Genomic DNA, 21,996 nt, shown 5'->3' with positions numbered 1-21,996 from the left:
TGACACGACGGCGCTTGCTATTCGACCCGTTCTCCCTCAGGGACAATTCGCCACCGCCCAGAGTTGGCAGGCCGAAATACAGGCTGCAGCTGCTCGAGACGGCCGTGACGTAGTTCTCGCTCACCACAGATGAACTTGAGCCGAGGCGGTCATCGCAGTAAGTGGTGAGCGCCTCGGGGGGCACGGAAGATACGAACCGGTATTTTGCCAGGAGCCGACAGCCCAGCCCAGTGCAGCTCGGCCCCCTCCGTTTCACCGCTCATCCGCCACCAGCTCGTCATACCGCCGATCAAATACCTCAAGTAGCGCGTTGATTTCGTCAGCCGTCCCCAGGGACGTGACCCGTGACGCCCGCCAAATTTTAACGATCTCGTCAACGGCTGCCTCGTTCGTGATCAGCCCGTCGTACGAGCTTCTTTCATAGAAGGCCGCCAATTTGTTGGCGGCATCCCGCAGCAGGTGAACGGCGGTGTCAGTGTCACGATAAACCCTGTCATCTGAATCACCCATACCCTTTCCATGCGCGGCACCGGCGCCGCGCATGACCTCCCCATGACCAACTCAACCCCTCCCAGTTTCCCGGGCCGTTACACGACCAGCCGTGCGGTGACCATAACCGACGCTGTTGACGAGGCTGTGGCCGCCGGCGAACGGTGGACAGATGGTGAACCCCGCTACGGCCTCACGAAGGCGACGGTGACACGCGAGCAGGTCGAGGAACTACTGTCTGGCGGCGTCATAGCGCTTGACTCGGCCGAGGAATACGTGGTCACCCTTACGCTGCGTGAGGAGTGATGAGCAGGTCAGAGAACCCGGTCGTTGTATACGACCTTATGCGCGAAGCTGCGACCCGACTCATGGGCGCATATCAAAGCCAGCTCACTTGTGCGGAGCTGCGCTGGCAGTATGGCGGCTGGCAGGATCAGTGCGAGCGTCTGGAGCAGAAAGGCCGACAGGAGTAAGGCCTTGGGGGTCAGAGTGCGGCCCCAGGAGAAGAGCGGCACCTGCTGGCGTGCGGCCGCCAAGAATCGCCGACCGGCGACCGTCACGAAAGCTTTTTTGAAGAGCGGGCTTTTCGGGTGGCATGCCGGCCGTGGCCTACAGCGTGGCATGCGAGCCGCGTCCTGCCAGCTTCACGCGGCCCTCCCAGTACGGCTTACACCTCGGCGAGGCTGACCAAACTTCCGTGCCGCTTCGGGTCTTTGTGCCGAAGGCGCATCTCAGCATGCTGAGATGACTGGACTTCCTCTGCACTCGGCTCCCGCCCAAGCTCACCGTGCAACCGAGCGATGACCTGGGGTATGCGGGTGAGGCGGCGCTCAATTGCCACAACCTCAGACAGCGGTGTGACGGCGGCCGAGTTGAACCACTTGCTGACCATCTCGTCCAAGACCGCTCCAAGGTATTTATCCCAGTCGGGGTTGTGCGGCGCAACGCACCCTGCGGCGACGTCGCCGAGCAGCCGGCAGACGTACGACGCAGCTTCCGTAGCGAGGTGGGCTTGGAGGGTCATGCAGAACATCGAGATCGTTTGGCGGACGTTGGCCGAGGCCTCGCTCACCGGTGTCCAGCGCCGATGGTCAGGCATTTAAAAACTTGCAGAAACGAACCGCGGTACTGACGGGGCGGGAAGGTGATCCGGAACCCGAGTTGAAACCCGATCCGGCCCGGTGGCGGGGAGTGGCGTCGGAGGCCAATGTGAGAACGCCGAGTGCGGCTGGCAATACATCCCGAAGGTGCTGCCAGCCGTCCTGTGGGGCTATTCCCTCTGGCTCATGAGACCTGCTATTAGCGAGGTGGACTCGCTATCTCGACACGGCATAACGGCTACAACCGAGTCCTCTTGTGTGAAGGTGGCTCCGTTTGAATCGGAGTCGAATGGGGCGTCGCAGCCTAAGTAGCCGCCTTCCAGACCCAACGCGAGAAGCGCGTTGTTGGCTTCAACGAGCGTTTCATTGAACGCGTCTTCTGTGGTGCGAGATCCGAAGGGGAGGTCGTAACCGTGGAAGTTCTCGTCGCTGCCGTCGCCGTCGAATCGGGCGAGCCGAGTGATACCTGTAAAGTAAAGGCGGTTGAGATCCCACTCCCCTTTCGGGTTGCGAACCCAGCCGTCGTCTCCTTGCGGCGCGATGAAAGCCTCGCCTCCGGAGCCGTCGGTGTTAAAACGCACGTAGGTGCGCGCCGCGCCGTCTAGGACACCGTCGACGAGGTATTCCGCTTGCGCCTGGTTGAGTTTAAGCTTGACGCGTGTGGTCGCGGCCTTTGCCAAGCGACGAATCTGGGTCGCTGCCTCCTTTTTCGTACCGATGGCCTGTTGGGGCGTCTTGGCGACCGGCTCTGGGATGCCTAGGGTTGTTTCGCCTGTGGTGCCTACCGCCGGAAACACCGGCCTGGGGCCCGCACTCGGCGAACCGGGAAGGGCGCTCTCGGCCGGCACGAGGTTCTTATGCCTGGTAGCGGTGCTCGTGCTGCCGCCGTTCGCTGACCTCGCCGGAACCCGGGTCGGAGTGAGCTCTGGTGATTTGTTGCTTGTCATGGTGCTTTCCTTCGTCATGTTATTAAGTACTGCTATTTGGATAGAACCACCCGCTTTCGCAGGCTTCGGGTGTGTCATGCGCGGCACCTTTCGGCCTGCGACCGAAACCATGACCTCCGGCACGAGGTGCGAGCCGGAGGTCGGTTCGGGGGGTAGGAGGCGGGCGTCTTAAGAGCGGCCAGCGTGGCTTTGGCGGCTGCCGCGATTTCATGAATCGCGTCACTCGCCAGGAGCCGCAGGTCGGCAGTCGTCGCGAGAATGCTCGATGCTCGGACGTCGAATTTAGCCTTCGCCCGATGGGGCGACATATTCAGCGATCAGATCGAGGCCGCCACGATGATCGATCGCATCGTCCACTACGCCGGCGTTCTCACCCTCAAAGGCGCTAGCTGCCGGGTCCACAACACCGGCATCGAATCGCTACCTTCAATCCGAGCCGAAAACGCGGCACAACGAAAGCAAGACAAGTGGCTCAATTTTCACTGGCGATACTGGCTCACTTTTCAATCGTCGCTGACATCAGGGGCGCGGGCCGCGCCACCGATGTCGTTTGCATTGGATTGAGGACCGCTTTAGCCGATTTTCTGCCAGGTTTAGGGGGCCACCTGAATGGCCAATTATGGGGCCATTCAACTCCGCGAGAACAAGTTGCGCAGACGCAGGGGAGGCTTTGACGGCCCCACGCCCCTGACGCCTGAATCGTGGGACAAACCCGAACTTTCGATCGCGTCAATTTTTGTGGGGGGACCGCCATGATCGGGGTTTCTGCGCGCAGTATTCCAGAGGGGTGCGGGCTCATGATCCCGACGTAGCCAGTGGGGCACCGATCTGAGCAGCGAGGCGTTCTGGGCGAGAGCTAGTGGCTGGAAACTGCCCCGAGGGTAGAAGGGGACGTCGAAAATGTCGAGCAATGAAGCAGGTTCCCACAAGCCGGTGGCTGGACCTGTTGGCCGTTCACAATCGAGTGTGCGGAAGCCTGGGCCTGCCGCACCGCGTGTCGGAAACCAGTCTTGCCAATCGGCGAGGAACATCCGCTCGGCGACCCGATTTGCGCTGGTGCCGGGGGAGGACCTGACCGCTGCAGTTATGGCCTTGCGCACAGTGGCGAGGATGGAATTAGTTCCACCTCGGTCTTGGACGTCTTGTCGATTGACGGAGAGAAAGAGCACCACGAGGCCACTGTCGCCCATGGGCCTGTCAGCGAGGAGCCGCGCCCACCTCGCTACCTTCGCATCGAACGCGGTCCCTGACGCTGATGCCGTGAGCTCGACTGCGATCCTCACCCCGTCGGTTCTAACCAGTGTCAGGTCGGCGCTCATTTGGGAGGACGTTCGGGGCAGCCCGAGGCCGGAGTGGGCGAGAAGGTCCACCGTGGAGATCTTTTCTCCGAGCACGCTCGCTATCTCGCCGTACTCGGCTACTCGTAATCCGAACTCGGCTCCCAGCACGTTGTGGCGTTCGTACTGGCGGCCGGAGCCCCAGGGCAGGCCGCCCGTGACGGAAAGCCATTCCGGTCGGGTCAGGAGTGGCTGTACAGATTTCTCGAAGACGCGGCTGCGCGATGGCCGATACAAGGCTCCCCGTGATTCTCCGAAACTGGTCCGGGTTCCGTGCGCAAACCCGCCGACGTCAATCAGACCATTTTGAAATAGACCGGTCAAAGCGCTGTCTCGGCCGCTGGCGAATCGATGGATACCGGTGAATGCCGCGAGCTGCTCCGATGTAGCATTTCTCCAAGAGTCGACGACGCTGAGCGCGGCCAGCTTCATCGGCCGGAACGTATCCGATTGCACCCACGAAAAGTCGTTAGGTCGAGCATTCGCGCGGAGATAGTGCTGAAGTCTCGGCCGTCCAGCCTCCTCCTGCAGGCGCGAAACTGATGCTTCAGCCCACACCGCATTGCTGCCGGCGGACCAAAAACCATCCCAGTACGGGTCGTGCCGTTTCGCCGCGGTGAGGTCCGGGTCAGGGCATGCTGACTGCATGTTGCCGAAGGGGATGGGATCTTCACTAATGGGAGGCCTCGTTCTCGGTCCGACACGGCTTTCATGTCGAAGGAGTACGTGTGCGGCGCCGTTTTTACGTGCTCAAATTCTTGCGCGAAAGCGAAATTCCGGCAGCGTATTTCCCCGGGTAGGTCGCCGGGTGGCGCGATCGCCTTCTTTGGCTTGGATGCTGGGATTGATTGAGATGTCGCGACGGAGGACTGCGGTCCCTCGCAACCGTCGGACGGTTCGGTTAGATGCGCTTGGGACAGCGCGAACCTGCAGATTGGGTCGTGCCGAAACCTGTGATCGCCGTCAGCGGGCCGCCTGCGCTGGTTTGGCAGATAAACGCAGTGCGTGAGGCCGTCTAGAAACGCAGGTCCTTTCTCGGCTGAGCCGGCAGCCATCATTGATGTTTGCCGCTTTCCTCCCAAAACCAGGACCAGCACCTGCACCAGCGCGGACGCCTGTCGATCCCTGGTCGCGGGCCGATGAAGAGTGTCCAGAGAGCGCAATGCGCAATTTGCAGAAAAAGTTGTTGTGCCGCCGTTCGGTGAGTATCTCGCGTGACCCCCACCCGCATTCCAGACGACCGGAAAGGCCGGCGGCGGGAAATCTGTTGGACGACGACACCAGGTGAGGTCGAATCCGACATAAGGACTCACAAAAACCCTCAGGCATCCCCTTCTAACGGACATCCACTTCAATGCCCATCTGTCAGATCTTGTCCGTCTGTCAGACATCACGGCGATCGCCGGCGGTCGCTCTCGCGCCCGGTAAGCATGAAGCCTCTGACAACAACCGACTTTGCGCGGTCGTAGGGTGCAAACCGCGAGCAGCTTCAACTAGCGTCCGGTGCAGAATCCAGCAACTTGTCGGGCGGTGGCCGTGATCACCCGGGTGGTTCACTCTCTGTCGGACCCGCATGGGAGAATCGGGCATGACTGAGCGTGCCGTGCCTTCCCGCCATGAGTGGCTCCCGTCGGCGCTCCCGGTGCTGTTCGGTCAAGAGCCCGTGTTAGCAAATCCGTGGCCGGCACTCCGGGACGCCTTGGCAATCTTCGCCGTTCAGGCCGGAGCCATGCGCGATCAGGCGCTGAACGATGCGGCTTCGCTCGATGGGATCGACTCCGGACTGCTCAGTTTCGAACTTGGACCATGGGAAGCCTGGCAGGAAACAACCGACGACTTCAACGCACCGATGCGCGTTGTGCTGATGGGGCGGACGATGGCCGGCAAGTCGTCGCTCCTGGCGGCGTTGTCTGGCTCACACTTCGACAGGATCGGAGATGGTCGTCAACGATTCTCACGTGACGTTTTCGCGGCGATTCCGACGGCGTCCGGCAGTATCGAGGTCGTCGACACTCCCGGTGTCGGCGCACGCGATGGAGCAGAAGACTTCGCGCTGGCGTTTAGCGCCGCACGTGATGCAGATCTGATCTTGTGGGTCGCGAGCAATGACTCAATCCAGGAGGACACAGCACGTGCCCTCCGTGAACTTGGGCTCATCGGCAAGCCAATCATTGTCGCCCTCAATTGTCGTCAGTCTCTCGCCGGTGTCGGCAGGCTTAACCTCCTGAAATTTCCCGAGCGCGTTTTCGGGGACCGCGAGGGACTAGTCGATGAGATCACGCGTCATATGGCGGCGGCCGCCGTCAAACCGCTTAACGTGATCTATCTCCACGCGCTGGCTGCAACCGAAGCGTTGGCACACGGGAGTCAGGTCGACGCTGAACTCTATGAGGCGAGCCGCATCGATTACCTCACTGATGCCCTGAACCGCGAGCACGCCGCTCACAGCGAGAGCCGCCGTGCGCTCAGGGTCGTCGACGGACAGCGCCAGCAGGCTGACAGTCTCGTATTGTCCTTGGCGCTCGGATCGACGGCTCTGCGCGCGCATGCAAATCAAAACAGAAAACTCAACGAGGACGTGCATTCCAGACTCACCCGCGTCGTTCGTGCTGCGGGCGAAGGTATGGTCTCGGACATCGCCATAGCAGTCGGGCAATGCCGAGATTGGCACCTGAACTTGACTGACTTTGGAAAGTCGCTCCAGCAAGATTGGGAGAAGAGACTCGACGCGTTGCATGCGGAGGTGAACCAGACACTGGATAACAAGTTGATGCAGTTGAGGGCTGACGCGGACTCGACAATCACCGCGGCAGAAGCCGAATGGGCCAGCGTCTCGCCAGACCAGTTTGTCCTGCGAGATCTCACCGGCTTCGACTCCGTACTCGGGAACCGGATGGCGCGGGCGGGCTTCGCGGCCATCGGCGTTGCTGGCTCCTTGGTCGGTTTAAAACTAGGTGTCGTGATCGGTTCGGCTATCGGGCTCACGACCGGTCCCGGGGCGGTCGTCACAGCCATCGTTGGCGGCATTGTAGGAGCCGCCGTCGGCCTGATGGTGAAGCCTCTCAAACAACTCACTGATAGCTGGATCTTGGGCAAAGATGGTGTGCTGCGAAAAAGGCGTGACGAGGTGGCAAAGCAGGTCGGACCGCGTCTCGACGAGCTCAAGGCCGATTACGAACGCGCCGTCAGCGAGCAACTCGACGTTCTCCAGGGCAGCCTTGCCAGCGAGCGCGGCCACGGTGAAGTTCGTTCGGCAACACTCGATTCATTGGCCGACCGCTGGACTCACCACAGCAAGGGCTTACATGCGCTGATCCGCGAGTTGGACAAGGAGACGACGTCGGCCTTACTTCGAATCGCGGGCCGTGAACGGCTCGCACGATCCTTGAAGCGGGCAACACGTGTACCCGGCGTCTGCATTCTCGCCGAATTCGAGAACAGCGCGTTCTGGGAGTCCTGGCTGTACCCGCCAGACATCGGGGAGAGATTGGCTGGCGGAAGGGTCCCGAGCCCCGGCGGCGAGGCAGCGGGTGCTCTTTCATACGCACTCGGACTCGTCGATGCGCCAGCGCACCTATCGAAGGCAGACTCATCCTCTGCCACCATCTGCGTAAATGATGACCTTCTCGCGGGCATCGCGGAGACATGGTCTGACGCGTTGACCTCCCACATCCGCAGAAATATCCGCATCGAGAGCACCAGGAGGAGTTCCTAATCATGAGCGTCAACCTTTTCAAAGAAACGTCCGCCGTCACGAGGGAACTGGGAGACCAGCTTCGTGACGTCTTCGGCGAGCTCGATGCTGCAATCGCGCAACCCTTACTCGACCGTCTCACGGTAGAAGACCACCCCATTCCACTGCTGGTGGTAACCGGCCAGTACAGCAGTGGCAAGTCGACTCTCATCAGAGCGCTCACGAACGGCGGTGCCGACGTAGTCATTGGATCCGGTGTCACCACCGATGCCGTGAAGGAGTTTGACTGGGACGGCGACGTTCGTCTCGTCGACACGCCGGGCGTGCATGCCGGGCGCCCGCATCACGATGAGCGCGCAGAAGAGGCGCTTCAGGCAGCTGATCTCGTTCTGTTTGCTGTAACGGTCGAGCTTTTCGACGACGTGCTGTCAGCCCATCTCCAGGACGTGATGGGACGACTCGGCAAGTCTCAGCAGACACTCATCGTCGTCACCAAGGCGGGAACGATGGACGCCGCCGAGGGCGTGAGAGAGGAAGCGATCGAGGAAGCTCTCGGCTCATTTGACCAGATCCCATGGATCGAGTGTGACGGCCAGTATTACCTCGACGGTATGGCGCTTGCGGACTCTGATCCCACAGCCTCGGAAGCCTTCATTGAAGCGTCCGGTTTGGAGCATGTCGCTACCCTCATCAACCGTTTCGCGAGCCAACAGGGAGAGTTCGGCCGACTGAGCCAGCCGCTTCAGTTCATCGTCGCGCTCGCCCTCGAAGCGTCTGCCAACCTTACAGATGACCCGGATGAACAGGCCACACTCACCGTTCTTGCCCGACAGCGTCTAGCGCTTTCCAAAAAGCGGATTCTTCTGGACAATCTGCTCGAAGCGCGCGCGGCCCAGTTCCGAGCGGATGCGGTGCGCGCCGCCACGCAGCTCGCGGACAGCATTGAACGCGACAACCAGAGCGGGACCGACGAGGCATCGGATGCGCACCTAACAGCACTCAACGACCACCTCCGCGCTGCCTTGGATCGATTTGAGGATGCCGTCGGTCAGGTGCTCGAGATCCAATTCGACGACCTCGCTTCCGAAGTCCTGGAGATCGAAGCTTCTCCCTACGGTCGCATTTCGATCCAGCTCGGTGACCCGGAAACCAGCGGCTTCGAAGCGCGACACGTGAACGTCCGGCCAGGTGGTTCTCCGCTTCCACCTCCGCCCAGCTGGGCAGGCGACGTTTCCAAATACCTCAAGCAGTTTCAACAGATCTGGGGTGCGGGCAGCGGTACGAAGGCAGCCGCCGGCAGTGCAGGGCACAAAGTGGTGCTGAAAGTCGGTAAGGCGTTTGGTAAGAAGTTCAAGCCTTGGGAAGCGGTGCGGGCCGCTAACAAGATCGGGAAAGTTGCCAAGGTCGGCGGGGTCGTTATCTCCATCGGATTGGAAGCGTATGGAGTAATTGCCGAGGAGTGGTCGGCTGTCAAGGAGGAGAGGGCGCGGGCAGAGCGTCGCCGCAGTATCACTCAGGAGGTACTGGCCCAGGCCGACGGTATTTCGGTTGATGCACTACGCACGGTCCGTTCCAATTTGGAGGACACTTTCAGGCCGGCGTTAGAACGCATCGACGCGTTGGCGGACGAGATCCACGGGGCGCGTGCGATGCAATCTGCCCTGCGTAATCGGCTCGCTTCCATTAAGCAGCGAGCGGAGTCCGCGTTGGCCGTGCTGTCGGTCTCGAACGGCACCCTGTGAACGTATCCGCTGGATTGGCAGCGGGGCTTATCAACTTGCCGCATGGTGCGGGACATCCGATTCGACTTGCCGTCGAGTGTGGGCCCACCCGCCGAACACGATTGCCCGGCCACGACAGGTCAAGCCTGTGATGTCCACCGCTCCGCGTTCTCTGGGCATTGATTCGGTGTTGGACGAGCGGCTCAGGATGCGGCACACGGTGCCGACGGCGGGGCCGCTGACGGTATGGGTCACGCAACTCATCGCCGTGCGCGTGAGCGCGGGACTGAGCGCGGAGATTCCCACCTTCGACCCGGCTGACGCGGGTATCGACGCGACGGTGTTGCTGCTGATGGAGGCTCCCGGTCCGATGACCAACGCGCTAAATGCCCGTCCGGGGTCTGGATTCATCTCGTCAGATAACAATGATGCAACCGCAGAGAACCTGTGGCACGCGCGTCACGCCGCTGGCCTCGTTGACGGCGCGTTGCTCTGGAACGTCGTGCCCTGGTACCTCGGCCCCGCCAAGGTAAAGCCCCGGCTGGCTGACCTTCAGGCTGGCGCGGTGCCCCTCCGCGAGCTCATCGCCATGCTCCCAGAGCTGCACACCGTCGTCACTCTCGGCAACTTCGCGCGTCGGGGGTGGCAGCGGTTCGGCCGCCCAAGTCTTGGAGTCGGGCTGCGCACGATCGAGACGTGGCATCCCTCGAACCAAGCAATGATCCAGCCAGGGAAACGCCAGCACCTTGTGGAAGCGCTCACCCGGTCCACGCGCGACTGGCGACGCGAGGAAGCGGGCGACAGGCCCGTCGTCATCGACCATGACCGTGCGGGGAACGCCGTCGCGCAGTGGTACGCCAATGAGGAAGGTGACCGCGTTGACTTGCACCCTCGGTGGTGGTGACAGTCTCGTCTCCGGATCAGCCTTCATCGCTTCGTCGACGTGCGTCGTTGAACGCCGACACGAACTCAGCACGCTTGTTCCCTAGTGGGAAGGGGATGCCCGTGTCCTGCGGTACCGACAATCCGGCGGCGCGGAGTGGGCCGTCGAGCATGAGGTACAGGTCAGATTTCACCACGACGACCTCATCCGGGTTGAGGGCGTGTGCTCGTGTGACACAGCCGGCGACGCTCTCTCGCAGGACACGAGTTCGTGCGGTCTGTGATCCGGCGTTGACGGGGTAGGGGGCGAGGTCAATGAGATAGAAGCCGTCGGATCGAAGGCGCTCCAGCCAGGGCCGCTTACCGGTCTGCTTGAGGTCCTCCTTCGTCGTCCCGTACATCGCTTGGACGACGCTGCGGAAGAGGTTGTCGGCGCGACCAAGGTGATCGGCGTAGAAGAAGTGACGTTGCGTCGGGTCTCCACGGTCGTCGGGGGCGGACTCCGCGATCAATAAAAGATGAGCATGTTCCGGCTTCCATTGTTCCCGCAACTGCGAATACCAGGTTTCCTCATCGACCATGAACTCCACCGTATCGGTTTGAAGTCACCCGACCCGCGTTTGTGCATTTCCGACGGTGGTCCTGGCGCCGGGCGTGGCCGGCCATCCGGACCACGGTCGTTCTCTCGGCGCTACGGCATCCATCCACGCCATGAATCGTCGGCCGTAAGTTCGTTCGTCTAGGAGCCATTGGACGGTGCGTTGGTTTCGACGATCGTCGTCGGGCAGTCCAAGCACGGCAGACACGTGGGCGAGGATATGCTCGGTTTGCTTGATTGTGAAATCCGGGCTTGTTAGAAGGAGGCGCCGAAGGGGAAGGCGCATAAGTGGTCTACCTTCTGGCGTGGCGGCGTGCTCGACGAGATCATGAATGGTGACAACACCGATGGCCACGGCTGTCAACCATTCGCCTCTCATCTCTTGAGCGGATGCCCGAGCAAGGTGTAGGTCGATGATGGCGTTGTCGGGTCGCGACGAAGCACGCCCGGATGACGAGACGGTTGGCGTCGGTTCGTGATCCGGGGGAACTGGAGAGGTCATAGTTGGAACTTTCTGATTGTGATTAGGCAGTAGTGCCGTGCTGCCGTGAAATGCCGGAATCGCCTGCACCGACGACTTGTTGGTGCCGATCAAACGCACAAACCATCGGCACCGTCATGTACGCGAACGCCCACGACTACGTGTGCGGCTGAATGGTGGTGAGCGGAGTGCGGGCGCGGCTGGAAGGCAACAATTTGAATCGCCGCACACGTAATGATCAAATGCGAACTTCACCAGGGGGCCAAGAATGAACCGGCGAAACCGACCGTGGCGCCTGCCGCACGGCAAGAGAGCAATCGAACTCGCCCGGGCACACGGTCTCATTCGCCGGGCACATGCGCTGGTTTTCACGTCAAGGAGTACCGGGATTGCAACAAAGGAGGACCGGCGCGCGGCAGATGAGCAGCAGCGTCTCCTCAACGCGGCGTTCGCCATCAGGGAGGGGTTTGACGACATCGGTGACGACGCTCGCTCAACCGACTGGAAGGTTCGCTTTGTCGTTGCATACATTCGGTGGTCGACAACGGCCGAATTGAGGCTGCTCGCCAACGACAAAGACGACAGGATCTCCTCAGGAGCGCGTCGGACACTCAGGAGACGCCGAAATTGAGTGACGATCGTCCAGCGACCCCAAAATTAGAACGATAATCGCATTCATTGTCGCGCCACAGCGCGCATCCGGCTCATAGCGGCTCTACGCGCCCGACTGACGCGTTAGGAACGGACCTACGAGGCTGCGACCGTCTTGCGCCGCTGAGCGCTCTGATGGGCTGCCGTGGCGTCGGATTGGGTTGCAGGCCGGACGCGGATCCAAGCCAGCAGCTGGCGACGTATGCCGCGTTGGCACCATCCACCCCAGGTTACCGGATTACCCAGCGATTACCCACATTGGGTAATGTATAAATACCTGATCAAGCGGCATATCGAGCGAACCAAAGGGCGCATTACCGAGGTTACCAAACAATAGCGGCAATATACAGGGAGAAACAGATGGGACACCGGAGGCAGCAAAGATGTCCCTTCTCTCCTCTTCTATATATATATTTATGTTAAATTCTGGTAATAAGGTAATTAAAGAGGAGAAGAGCCTCGGATGGCAGTCATTCAGGGGAATTTGAAGTTACCAAGCTCTGGTAACTTCGGGTAATTTGGGTAATCGACGCCGAGGACTAATCGGCGACGTAACGGAACCGTGTGCACCCTTACGGCGACCGCCGCTCCTTGCGAGTCGGTCGCTCGCTCGCTCGCTCCGAGTTGCGATCCTGAGGTTGCGGGGTTGGCCACCCAGTTGGTTGTCGATCGGCGATACGGTGAAAGAGCCTGGCGTGGTGTGCCTGGATTGCAATGCATCTCCGCGGGCAAATTGTCAGTTCTCACTGTAATCGAGACTGGTTGACCTAATCGAGACCACGTTTTTGCTGGGTTTCGGTTTGTCGGGTGCACCAGGTTTTCTCATGCAAGTCGAGACTGCGATCGGCGCCGGCGGTAGCACACCCGCATGTTTACGCGGCTGCACGCCATTTCCAGCCCCGATCAGCGGACCAGTCTCGATTTGAATGAGAAAAGTCTTGATTACGTTGAGAAACGACACAAATGGATTGCCCGTTCGGATAATGTTTCGCCGCTTTCCAGCCGATTTTAGTGTTCGCGCATAGAGACCCTATGAACACTCAAACACGGCCCACAGTTTCCCGTTCGGCTTGGGCAGCCGACTCATATCTGCCCAACGTGCGGGAATCCGGAGCGCAAGTACTCGCGACTTCCGGAATCGCACCCCTGGTAGCCGCAGCGCGCGGCTACGTGACCCTCGAAGCTCCCGACGTTCCCGAGTTCGCCAAGCAAAACAGCATCGGAGTGTCGATATCCCGGCCATACCGCCAACTCAACGGTGCTGCTGTACGCGGCGACACGACGGTTATTCCCTGGTATTCAGCCGACCTGGTGGGCATCGCTCACGGTGAAGGACGCACGCCGTATTACTCGTCGATTCAAATTCGGCCAAGTGCCCCCGTCACTACTTCGGCTGGAAAACTTCTGTCCTTCGAGTTCGTGCAGGGCTATGAATCCCTCCTAGATGCCAATCCCGGTACCCCCAAGGAATGGCTTTTGCGTTCTCCTCGCATTCTGGTCACCGAGGGCATCCTGAACGGCGATGCAGCCCTCACAGCGTTGCTGCGCGCCAACGGCATCGATGACGTCGCCCTAGAAGTGCCGGCGCAGACTACCCGCGCGGATGCGATTCGGTCGCTCCACTCGTTGATGATGCAGATTCCAGCATCAGAACGAGTGACAATTCTGTCACTCGACCACGTGCGCCATGGGAAGGGCAGTCACGCCTGGGAGGCGTGGAGCTTGGCCGGCCGCGAAGTTCTCCTTGCGGTTGAAGGCGACGTCGACAACAGGCGCAGCGTTTGGCAATATACGAATGGCCTCTGGACTTTCGCTGAGGGTGCCGGTGCGACCGTGAAGCTCGTCGGTTTCCAGCCCGACTTGGACCACGTACTCGACGCTCCACTGCAGATACAGTCGGTGCCGATGCACGGTGCGAATCAAGGCCCGATGGTGAAACATGGTTTGGCTGGCTACTTGGCGAGTGGTGAAACGTGGCACAACCTGCTCGACCGCGGTCGAGCTGAGATGCCCGTCCCGCCGCCGCGGAACCGCAGCGAAGCCAAAGTCGGGACCTGGCGGGTCACGGATGATGGCAACGCAGTCGAGGTACTCGCGACAGTACTCTACGCGGACTCTTCTAGAGCTAACGAGTGGCAGACAGCTGTCAATATCGGCGGCCGAATTGTCGCGGTTGAAACTCACCGGGGGCCCACACTGCAGGAGGTGCGGACCGCTCATTTCGGGGCAGGCATGGACGAGACCGATGAGGGGGCCCGGTCAACCTGCCGCATCGAGCTCCAATGGCTGAATCAGGACGGGGAAACTGAGCGTGCAGTCGTGACGGGCCCCGCCGCCCTGCTGATGTATCCGGCCCAGGAATGGGACAAACGAAATGCCAGCATTCCCAATGCCGTACTGATGCACCCGGAGTGGCCGCCGGCCGGAAAATGGCTTTCGGCCATCAAGGACAACACCGACGTGCCCGTCCAGCACGTCGTATCGTGGACCACCATGGGATATGTTCCCGCTGAGGACTCAAACATCTGTAGTTTCATTTCCGGGCGAACCGTGCTGGCGTTCAATGACGCGGACCGCGGGAAAACGATAGCCGGGGTCACGGAGAATGTGCTTCCTGGAGCATCGAGTTTCAGCCTTCCACCCACGCACGGAGTCGTTGACTCTGATGAGTGGCGGGACCAGGTCAGAAACGACCTTCGGTCACTGCGGGAACACTACGTCGACCTTGCGCCGTGGACGGACGTGAATGTCGCGGCTGTGGTGATGGCTGCGGGGTTGCGCCCGGCAGTGCCCATTGACTGCACCACGGTCATCTACCTTCAAGGACCTCCAGGAAATGGGAAGAGTTGGACCGTTTCGCAAATCCTCTCATTCCACCAGAAAATAGGGACTTGGACCGCGAAGAAACTCCCGGGCTCCATGAAAGATACCGCCACGGGGGTTGAGCAAGCGATTGCACAATCGAACGTCTGGGTGATGGACGACTTGGCGCCTTCACCCGACAAACGCCTATACGCCCTTGAACTGGCGAAGATTGGCGACATCATTCGGTCGGTCTTCAACAAGTCGTCCAAGCGGCGCTCGGGGGTGGACTTGAAGGCCCGCGAGGTCTTCGCACCGCACGCACTGCTCCTCGTGACCGCCGAAAACCCGCACACGATTAATTCTGTGCGCGACCGGACCGTTATCGTCAACCTGGGCCAAAGCTCGCTGCGAAGCGACGACGCTCGGCAACGAATGGACCGATTCCGAGATGAAAACCGCGCCCCGGGCCGGTTGATGGCGGCAGGAGTGCAGGCCTTTCAACATCTGGCATCGGTATCGACCTGGACGGAAATGATTGACTCCATCGACCGCAGTCCCAGTGCCGGGCTGGACGACAACCGTGCTGGGGACGAGGTCACGCAGTCCTATCGCGCCTCCTACTTCAGACTCGCCACCACGATTATGGCCACCGTGAAAATTGAGGGAAAGTCTGACGCCCGGCACGTCGAGATGGCGGTAGACCTGATGCTCGGATTCGTGCCGCTGACAATCCTGGCCGGGCTGGTCGGTGATGCAGGCATGCTGCGCCTGCTGGACCCCGAGAATCTCGATTCCCTACCGGCTCGCGTGGCGCGCATGGTGTCGACCTCGCTCCAGAGCCAGAGTGAACAGAGTCCCGGGCTGGCCGTGCTCGAGGCATTGAAAGATACGCTGGCCGGTGGCTACGCGCACATCGAGAACTTCACTGACGCATCGAAGCCTCCCTTCCCCATAGGGAACACAATTGAAAATCGAGCACTTGGTTGGCGCACTGACGGCGACGGGAAGGCACATCCCCTGGGCTCAGCCATCGGTTTTCTGCATCACCCACGAGGCGGCGACCTGAATGCAGTACTTCTCAATGCACGGAACTCGTTTGATGTAGCCCAGAAGTACCACCCCACGGTTATCCCGGCTGGTTCCTCGGCAGTGACGACGTTCAAAAGTTTGTGGAATGAGAAATTGATTCACCCTCGGTACCTTGAAGCCGGACAAAAGGAGGGGCGCCACGACGTCCTCATCAAGCGGAACGGACGCAACATTCGCAAGGTCCCAGTCCACCTCGACCAGCTCCTTGGGACTCTGGTCGCCGACGAAGCGTTGGACTACGACGGGAGTGCTCCCACCGTAGGCCACGAGGCGTAATCGCGGCGGTGCGCGGTCTCACGTTCGTCACTCCAGTGACGAGCGTGACCCCTGTACACCTCACCGCCGGACCGCCCCAGCCGCCGTTACGGGTGGACGGTGGGCAGCACGGTCACAGCCGGCCTCGTGACGATCCACATCGACGAGCACGCCACCGACGGCCTAGATCCGTGGCCGGAAATCGGCGCGAGGTACGAGGTGCGCCCAACGACCCATTCCGGCTGCGAACCGGGCCCGCTGACGGGAGCTGACCGAAATCGCCAGCACGTTACTCATAGCGGCACCACGTATCGCCCTGCGGCCCCAAACCATCCGCGCCACCACTCAGCAGCACCATCCAGTTTTTACCCAACCCAGGAGAATCACCATGACACCCACAGCCCCGACAGACAACCGGCACGTTGAACGTGCCGGTCCATCCGACCGTCCAGGCAAAACCGAGCCAGGCGATCCTTGGGCTGATGGACTGATCAGACGCAAAGGTCTGGCTCTAAAGATCCCTCTCCACACCGTGTTCGATAACGGCGGCACCATTGAATGGGCGGCGGAGCGGACGGGCGTGAGCGTCGCCGAGGCGGAGGCCGAGTACGACGCGTGGCAGGCCTTGGTGTTTGCCACCCGGCCGGTCTCCCGGTACTACCACCCCGGCGATGACGACGACGATTTCTAGACCGACCAACGAAAGCAGAACCACATGACCGCCGCAGTAACCTTCGCTCACCGGCCAGCTTCGGGGGATCGTGCGAGCAACGGGTGCAAAAATGTACAGCGTGCTAGATATCATTCCTGACGGACCGTTGCTTTCTCCTGTGCAAGCCAAGCAGTTAGACGACGAGTTCTTCCTAGCTCGACCACTGCCCTATTTCTCGGCAAGAATCGCGAGTCTCCTAAAGGCACAGAAGAATCCGAGTGCACCCGATCCTGACGATTTTCAGGAGTTTTATGGTGCCCTTGGGCTGCCCTCCACGTCCCAGATCCTGGATTATGAAGTTGGCGACCGCCAACTGCAGGTATCCGTCGATGCACTTGCATTGCGTCATCATGCGGCGGAGGCCCTCATCCGGTTTCTGCACGCCGTCACTGTCGCCAAACAGGGACCTGGGGATGCCCCGTCGACGTGGGTGGCCATAGCAGATGGTCCACCAACTCTGTTTGACGTTGCTAAGCAGCTCCGGGAGGTAACGAATTCCGATGAGCATGCCTTTTGGCACGCGTTCATCAAAACCGGAGTGAACAATACCGCCGAGGTCCGCGAAGCATTTGCGACGGCCTGCGGATGGGTAGATCGTGCCATCCAATTGCTTACGGACGATGAGTTGACGATCAACGCGGCTCACAACAAGGTGAAGCACGGGCTCGCCATCAGTGCCAGAAACGATGTCCGTATTGACATTCTTCGCGGTAACCCGCCTGAAAAGGACGGCACGATTCCGTTGAGTTCATTCCAAAATGGGAATTCGATTCCACTCTTCGACCGTCCAATGCTTAGCTACCTTGCGCGCCCCCACGGGAAGCCTCGGCAGGGTCTAGAAATTACATCGTTGCAGGTGGACCTACCCATCGTTCTTGCCGAAACACGAATGATCGCGGTCATATATGCGGCATGCTTTCACGTCGCCGCCCTAGCCCATTTCGGCGTCGCTGACGCCATTGCGCCCTATCCCGTTCTGCATAAGGGCCCGACTCCGGAACAGTTGCTAGGCCATTCACTTCAGGGCTACCGCGCCACGGTAACAACACCTCCGGATGGGAAAACCCCTCCTCGCCCAAGCGGTCTCTTTTTCCCGGGCGTTTTTCAGTCGATGGTGATCGACTTCGAGAACATAACGCAGGCAGTCGTCGTGGATGGGTAACCGGAAGGAACACCGGCGACCGGGTGGTAAGAGCCGTCGACCGAGCCTGTGATCGCGAGCGTTTGCTCCGATCGGAGTCTCTACGCGTATCGCAACCTGAGTGTCTCGAACCTGTGGCTTGTGGGGCCTCGGGGGGAGATCCGCTTCTCTTTGAGGGCAACCGTTCCGCCGGGTCCCGACTCGGTCGGCTCAAATAGGTTGACGCCGTTCCGCGACCCTGGTGCCGGCCTCGAGCCCGAGTCACCAACCAATCAGACAGACGAAGAAGCGGCACGCCCAACATGCCGCCCGTCCTCCACAAGCCCAACACCCGCCGCTCAGGCCTCGTGCCCAGCTGCGATCATCGCGACGAGCGAGTGATCGTGCAATTCGGAATTAATCAGCCCACCACTAAAGGCATCGTGAAGATCCCCGATTGGCCCACGGACCGGAATCCAGGAATCCGAGTACTGCGAGGCCGGAGAAGGCGTTTGTCGGACGACCGGGAGATTGACGGCAGCCTCGATGAAGTCGGCTTTCGTGAACACAGCGGCTGCTAGGTCGCCGGCCAGCTCCGCTACCGTCCGCGAGTACCGCGCCATTATTTCGTCGATCGCCTCCTCATAGCCGATGTCGCCGCTCAAGAGACGCCGGACGCGGTCTCCGGCCTCATCGGTAAGGGGATGACCGATGGCGCGAAAAGCGGCTCGGATCTCGCCGACGCGAGCTTCAAGCTCGGCACGCGAAATATGGCGGTCTGCATTGTCCATTGATCTCTCCGCTCTATTCACTGCTCTCATGCGCGGCAGCCAACCACCCGTCCCGACCTCCGGCCTGCCACACGGACCGGGCGGGTGCCGCGCATGATGGGTGCATGACTAATGATCTGACGTTGCCGGGTGAGAAAGTGGTGGCTGTAATTGGCGACATTCACGGCGACACCCGATGGACTGGCGAGGTCCTGCCGCACGCAGCTCGGAAGATCCCAGGCCTGCGGTCGGTCCTGCAAGCGGGCGATTTCGGCTTCTGGCCGCCGATCCGAGGCAAAGGGTTTCTGGGCACGGTCGACTTCTGGTGCAAGAGTGCAGGCATCGAACGACTCCTCGTAACGCCCGGAAACCACGAGCATTGGACGAACTTGAATTCTGAGTTCGGGAAGAACCCGGGAGGCATCGCGCAGGTTTCCGAGACGGTCTTTATGATGCCGCGAGGCTACCGGTTCACGCTTGCTGGACGGTCGTTCCTGAGCTTCGGCGGAGCGGCCTCGCTGGACTTCGCGGATCGGGTCCCGGGTCAAACGTGGTTTTACGAGGAGGTGGCCACCGACGCTGAAGTCGACCAGGCGATCGCCGGGGGCCCCGTCGACGTACTTTTGACTCACGAGACGATCAACGGTGGCACCCCGCTCGTCGAACGGATAATCGGCGCCAACCCGATGGGCTGGAACTCAACGGAGCTCGCCTACAGCGCCGTCAGTCGTCGACGAATTACGCGGCTCTACGAGGCTGTAAAACCGGAGATCCTCATACACGGCCACATCCACGTCAAAGACGAAACGGTCACCACCACTGGAACGCGGGTTTATTCATTGGCCTGCGACGGCGAGCAGGGTAACGCGGCCAGTTTCGACCTCGAGACCGGGGTGTGGGAATGGCTCGGCGACCCTCGCCGCCGCTAAACCTAGACCCCGAGAAAGGGGTGGCGATCGATGGTCTTGACGATGCCGCCCTTGAACGGGATCAGCTGGTCATCACGGTCGACGTCGACGAAGGTGACGGAAGCGGCCTCTCCGGGCACCAGGCGAACAGCATCAACGATTGCGTAGGGGACGTCTTCGCCAGGGGAGGCGATGGATTTTCCCGTCACCCAGTTGCGGACGACCAGGATCACCTCCGTGGTCGTGACGATACGAAAAAGTTCGACGGTGGGCTGGGCTGTGGTTGTCATGGACCTTGCATGCGCGGCACAGGGTTGGTCGGAGGTGGCGGCGCGCCGAATATCGTTTGGCGCACACGGTGCTACCGAATAGCGGGACGCGTCGTTCAACCATCCGGGCGCATCAGGGCTTCGAAGCGCTGGGCGCACCGTCGGCTACCGAAGAGCTGGGCGCACCGCCGGTCGTTGCGAACATCCACAACGGATTTCTGTGCGCCCGAGCGCCCGGCGTCCCGCCGACCGCCACCTACCGATCGAGCGGCTGTCGACGCATTTGTACGGGCGAGATCCAGTCGATTCGATACGCGGTGGCTTCCATCGAGAAACCGGGAACGCCTTCGTCCGGGTCGAGACCGGCCCATGTGAGGGACCCCCGTGCCCCGACGGCAAAGGCGAAGCTAGAAGTTTCGTGGGCGCGCCCATCGCCTCGGTATTCCATTCCCTCTGTTTCGAGCGCTGGTGCGCGCGCCGCTCGCGCCCCATCGCCGTTCAGCCAAACGACTACGTGCTCTTTTAAACTGAAAACCCGATACTGGCCAAACGGGGAGCCATTCAGGAGCACTTCGACCGTCTGTGCGACAGCCTCTATGGATAGCACCAGCCCCCACGGAACGGTGACTGGGCCTCTGCGCCCCTCGGCTGTCATCGTCCAGTGGTCGCCCACCGAGATCAGCATTTGGTCCAAGTACTCTCCCGACCATTCCGGCGCTGGCCGAAGCCAAGGCTCGGGGAACGCCCGGCCGAGGCCGCCGGGGCCCACCAGGACCCGGACCAGCGGGCGACCGGCGCACTGCACCAAGTATTCACCGACCGGGGTCTCGGCCGTGATGTGCGATTCGTAGGTCATGACGCGGCCCGCTGCTGAGGGCCAAGGATTCTGACCGCATTCTCGAGGACATTTTCACCTATAAAGGAGCCGCGCTCGAAGGCTACGATGGCCGATGACCCGATTTCAAAGAAGGCGCCTGTGCACGGTTCCCAGGCCGCGCCGGCGCGAACGGACGCAGAAGCCGAGCCGTCCACGTGGAGTGCATAGAAAATCAGCTCGTCCCGGCTCGTGGCAATTGCATAGGCATAGAGGACAGCGGGCCGGGGTTTCATGTTGAAGTCATGCGCGGCAGCCCAGGTGGCACCGCGCATGATGGTCGTATGAGAATCCCGGCGATATATGACAGGTCGCATCCTGTCCCGCCAGGCGTTCGTCCGAGCTACTGGGAGCTTCGCAGTATCTGGGTGGCCGATTCTCTCGAAGGCCTGGTCGGGCCGAGTACCGGCACGCTGATCCTGCCGCCTCACGTTGACTGGTCGAGTCGGCGGCCGGTGCGGCTGGATGATCCGGCGTCGGTGATGGAATGGTACGCCGCGATCATGCGGGAAGCGCTCAATGATGCGGAAGATCTCGCGCTCATGAACTGTGACTTGTTCTTGAGGGTATGGCCGGATTTGATATTGCCCGGCAGAGTTCGCGCCGCGTGGCAAAATTCGTTTCCAGAGCTGCGTTGATCTGACGGGAGAGTGGTCGGTTCTGCCTTTGGCACGCCGGAAAATATGCGGCGCCCTCCGCGCATGTTGCGACCATGACTACGACGACTGGATCGCTTGCCCTCCTCAACCTCACCTTTGACCCTGAGCTCGGGGCGCTCCTCGACGTGATGCCTGAGGAGCGAAGTTGGTGGTGGACGGCTGCGCACACACCGATCGAGCACACGGCGTGGTCGGCCGTTTTTCTCCACGACCTCGTGTCCGTCGTCAACGCCCGAACCGGACTCCCGTGGGCGGTCTGTGGCGATACGGGCTCGGGGCGCTGGTTTCAGGTCTATGGCGAACCGGACGCCTGCACCGTGGAGCTTTCGATTCCTGGAGATACGAACGCGATGGCGGTTCTCGGGATTCCTGGTGGGAGTTCAGAGATGGTTGCAGTGTTCGGCGGGGAGCACGCCGTCGTGGCTGAGCGCCGGCAGGTGTTGACGCTGGCGGCCGCCCATGCGGCTTTAGATTCTTGGGTGCTCGGGTTGGGCCGTGTTCCTGAAGGCTTCGACGTTCGACGCGTCCATTATTGAGAGGCTCGAACGGCCGTTGCTAAAACGGTGGATTCCGAGACCGCGGCGACTGATCTCGGATCTGCCGCGCATTCTGCTCAGAAGCCGTGAACGAAACCC

The 21,996-nt window shown here is 61.0% G+C and carries 20 protein-coding genes; 11 read left to right on the top strand and 9 right to left on the bottom strand.

The window, feature by feature from the left end:
• Positions 1-252: 252 nt before the first annotated feature.
• Positions 253-510, bottom strand: a complete 258-nt coding sequence (locus QMK31_RS10735) for a hypothetical protein (RefSeq protein ID WP_283500932.1) — start codon at positions 508-510, stop codon at positions 253-255.
• A 42-nt stretch (positions 511-552) separates the two neighbouring features.
• Between QMK31_RS10735 and QMK31_RS10730 the strand changes: the two genes are divergently transcribed.
• A complete protein-coding gene (locus QMK31_RS10730; protein ID WP_283500931.1) occupies positions 553-795 on the top strand; it encodes a hypothetical protein in 243 nt (80 codons plus the stop codon).
• An 8-nt stretch (positions 796-803) separates the two neighbouring features.
• Here the strand turns inward: QMK31_RS10730 and QMK31_RS10725 are convergent, their stop codons facing one another.
• From QMK31_RS10725 to QMK31_RS10715, 3 genes are all read right to left on the bottom strand, one after another.
• The gene (locus QMK31_RS10725; RefSeq protein ID WP_283500930.1) at positions 804-1,049 is read right to left on the bottom strand and encodes a hypothetical protein; all 246 of its coding nucleotides are present in this window, start codon (positions 1,047-1,049) and stop codon (positions 804-806) included.
• 107 nt (positions 1,050-1,156) lie between these two features.
• Entirely contained in the window at positions 1,157-1,588 is a 432-nt protein-coding gene (locus QMK31_RS10720) for a hypothetical protein (protein ID WP_283500929.1), read from the bottom strand.
• A 171-nt stretch (positions 1,589-1,759) separates the two neighbouring features.
• Positions 1,760-2,536, bottom strand: a complete 777-nt coding sequence (locus tag QMK31_RS10715; RefSeq protein WP_283500928.1) for a hypothetical protein — start codon at positions 2,534-2,536, stop codon at positions 1,760-1,762.
• A gap of 258 nt (positions 2,537-2,794) precedes the next feature.
• On the opposite strand from QMK31_RS10715, the gene QMK31_RS10710 reads away from it, so the two are divergent.
• From QMK31_RS10710 to QMK31_RS10695, 4 genes are all read left to right on the top strand, one after another.
• Positions 2,795-3,100 carry an ATP-binding protein gene (locus tag QMK31_RS10710; RefSeq protein ID WP_283500927.1) on the top strand — a complete coding sequence of 102 codons (306 nt, stop codon included), beginning with the start codon at positions 2,795-2,797 and terminating at the stop codon, positions 3,098-3,100.
• Positions 3,101-5,461: 2,361 nt separating this feature from the next.
• On the top strand, positions 5,462-7,588 hold the full coding sequence (locus QMK31_RS10705) for a GTPase (RefSeq protein WP_283500926.1): 2,127 nt from the start codon (positions 5,462-5,464) through the stop codon (positions 7,586-7,588).
• A gap of 2 nt (positions 7,589-7,590) precedes the next feature.
• Positions 7,591-9,309, top strand: coding sequence for a GTPase (locus QMK31_RS10700; protein WP_283500925.1), 1,719 nt, complete (start codon positions 7,591-7,593; stop codon positions 9,307-9,309).
• A gap of 127 nt (positions 9,310-9,436) precedes the next feature.
• The gene (locus QMK31_RS10695) at positions 9,437-10,192 is read left to right on the top strand and encodes a uracil-DNA glycosylase (protein WP_283500924.1); all 756 of its coding nucleotides are present in this window, start codon (positions 9,437-9,439) and stop codon (positions 10,190-10,192) included.
• A gap of 16 nt (positions 10,193-10,208) precedes the next feature.
• Here QMK31_RS10695 and QMK31_RS10690 read toward each other — a convergent pair whose 3' ends face one another.
• Complete coding sequence (locus QMK31_RS10690) at positions 10,209-10,751, bottom strand: hypothetical protein (RefSeq protein WP_283500923.1); 543 nt, start codon at positions 10,749-10,751, stop codon at positions 10,209-10,211.
• A 2,319-nt stretch (positions 10,752-13,070) separates the two neighbouring features.
• Between QMK31_RS10690 and QMK31_RS10685 the strand changes: the two genes are divergently transcribed.
• The 3 genes from QMK31_RS10685 (at position 13,071) to QMK31_RS10675 (ending at position 17,923) form a co-directional block, all read left to right on the top strand.
• Positions 13,071-16,070: a hypothetical protein gene (locus tag QMK31_RS10685; RefSeq protein ID WP_283500921.1), complete on the top strand. Its 3,000-nt coding sequence runs from the start codon at positions 13,071-13,073 to the stop codon at positions 16,068-16,070.
• A 367-nt stretch (positions 16,071-16,437) separates the two neighbouring features.
• Entirely contained in the window at positions 16,438-16,740 is a 303-nt protein-coding gene (locus QMK31_RS10680) for a hypothetical protein (protein ID WP_283500920.1), read from the top strand.
• 100 nt (positions 16,741-16,840) lie between these two features.
• Positions 16,841-17,923, top strand: coding sequence for a hypothetical protein (locus QMK31_RS10675; RefSeq protein WP_283500919.1), 1,083 nt, complete (start codon positions 16,841-16,843; stop codon positions 17,921-17,923).
• A gap of 317 nt (positions 17,924-18,240) precedes the next feature.
• On the opposite strand, the gene QMK31_RS10670 is transcribed toward QMK31_RS10675, so the two are convergent.
• On the bottom strand, positions 18,241-18,672 hold the full coding sequence (locus tag QMK31_RS10670) for an antitoxin VbhA family protein (RefSeq protein WP_283500918.1): 432 nt from the start codon (positions 18,670-18,672) through the stop codon (positions 18,241-18,243).
• Positions 18,673-18,776: 104 nt separating this feature from the next.
• Here QMK31_RS10670 and QMK31_RS10665 point away from each other — a divergent pair, with 104 nt between their 5' ends.
• A complete protein-coding gene (locus QMK31_RS10665; RefSeq protein WP_283500917.1) occupies positions 18,777-19,580 on the top strand; it encodes a metallophosphoesterase family protein in 804 nt (267 codons plus the stop codon).
• Positions 19,581-19,582: 2 nt separating this feature from the next.
• On the opposite strand, the gene QMK31_RS10660 is transcribed toward QMK31_RS10665, so the two are convergent.
• From QMK31_RS10660 to QMK31_RS10650, 3 genes are all read right to left on the bottom strand, one after another.
• Entirely contained in the window at positions 19,583-19,849 is a 267-nt protein-coding gene (locus tag QMK31_RS10660; RefSeq protein WP_283500916.1) for a hypothetical protein, read from the bottom strand.
• A 235-nt stretch (positions 19,850-20,084) separates the two neighbouring features.
• Positions 20,085-20,684 (bottom strand): hypothetical protein, encoded by a 600-nt coding sequence (locus QMK31_RS10655; RefSeq protein ID WP_283500915.1) that lies wholly within the window; start codon positions 20,682-20,684, stop codon positions 20,085-20,087.
• Positions 20,681-20,977 (bottom strand): hypothetical protein, encoded by a 297-nt coding sequence (locus QMK31_RS10650; RefSeq protein ID WP_283500914.1) that lies wholly within the window; start codon positions 20,975-20,977, stop codon positions 20,681-20,683. The genes QMK31_RS10655 and QMK31_RS10650 overlap by 4 nt, the downstream gene beginning before the upstream one ends.
• Positions 20,978-21,070: 93 nt before the next feature.
• On the opposite strand from QMK31_RS10650, the gene QMK31_RS10645 reads away from it, so the two are divergent.
• Positions 21,071-21,340: a hypothetical protein gene (locus QMK31_RS10645; RefSeq protein ID WP_283500913.1), complete on the top strand. Its 270-nt coding sequence runs from the start codon at positions 21,071-21,073 to the stop codon at positions 21,338-21,340.
• Positions 21,341-21,414: 74 nt separating this feature from the next.
• Positions 21,415-21,897: a hypothetical protein gene (locus QMK31_RS10640; RefSeq protein ID WP_283500912.1), complete on the top strand. Its 483-nt coding sequence runs from the start codon at positions 21,415-21,417 to the stop codon at positions 21,895-21,897.
• Positions 21,898-21,996 lie beyond the last annotated feature (99 nt).

The organism is Cryobacterium sp. PH31-O1 (genome assembly GCF_030063455.1).
Lineage (GTDB): Bacteria > Actinomycetota > Actinomycetes > Actinomycetales > Microbacteriaceae > Cryobacterium.
The sequence above is the reverse complement of the archived record's forward strand: the minus strand, read 5'-3'. Positions and strand labels throughout refer to the sequence as shown.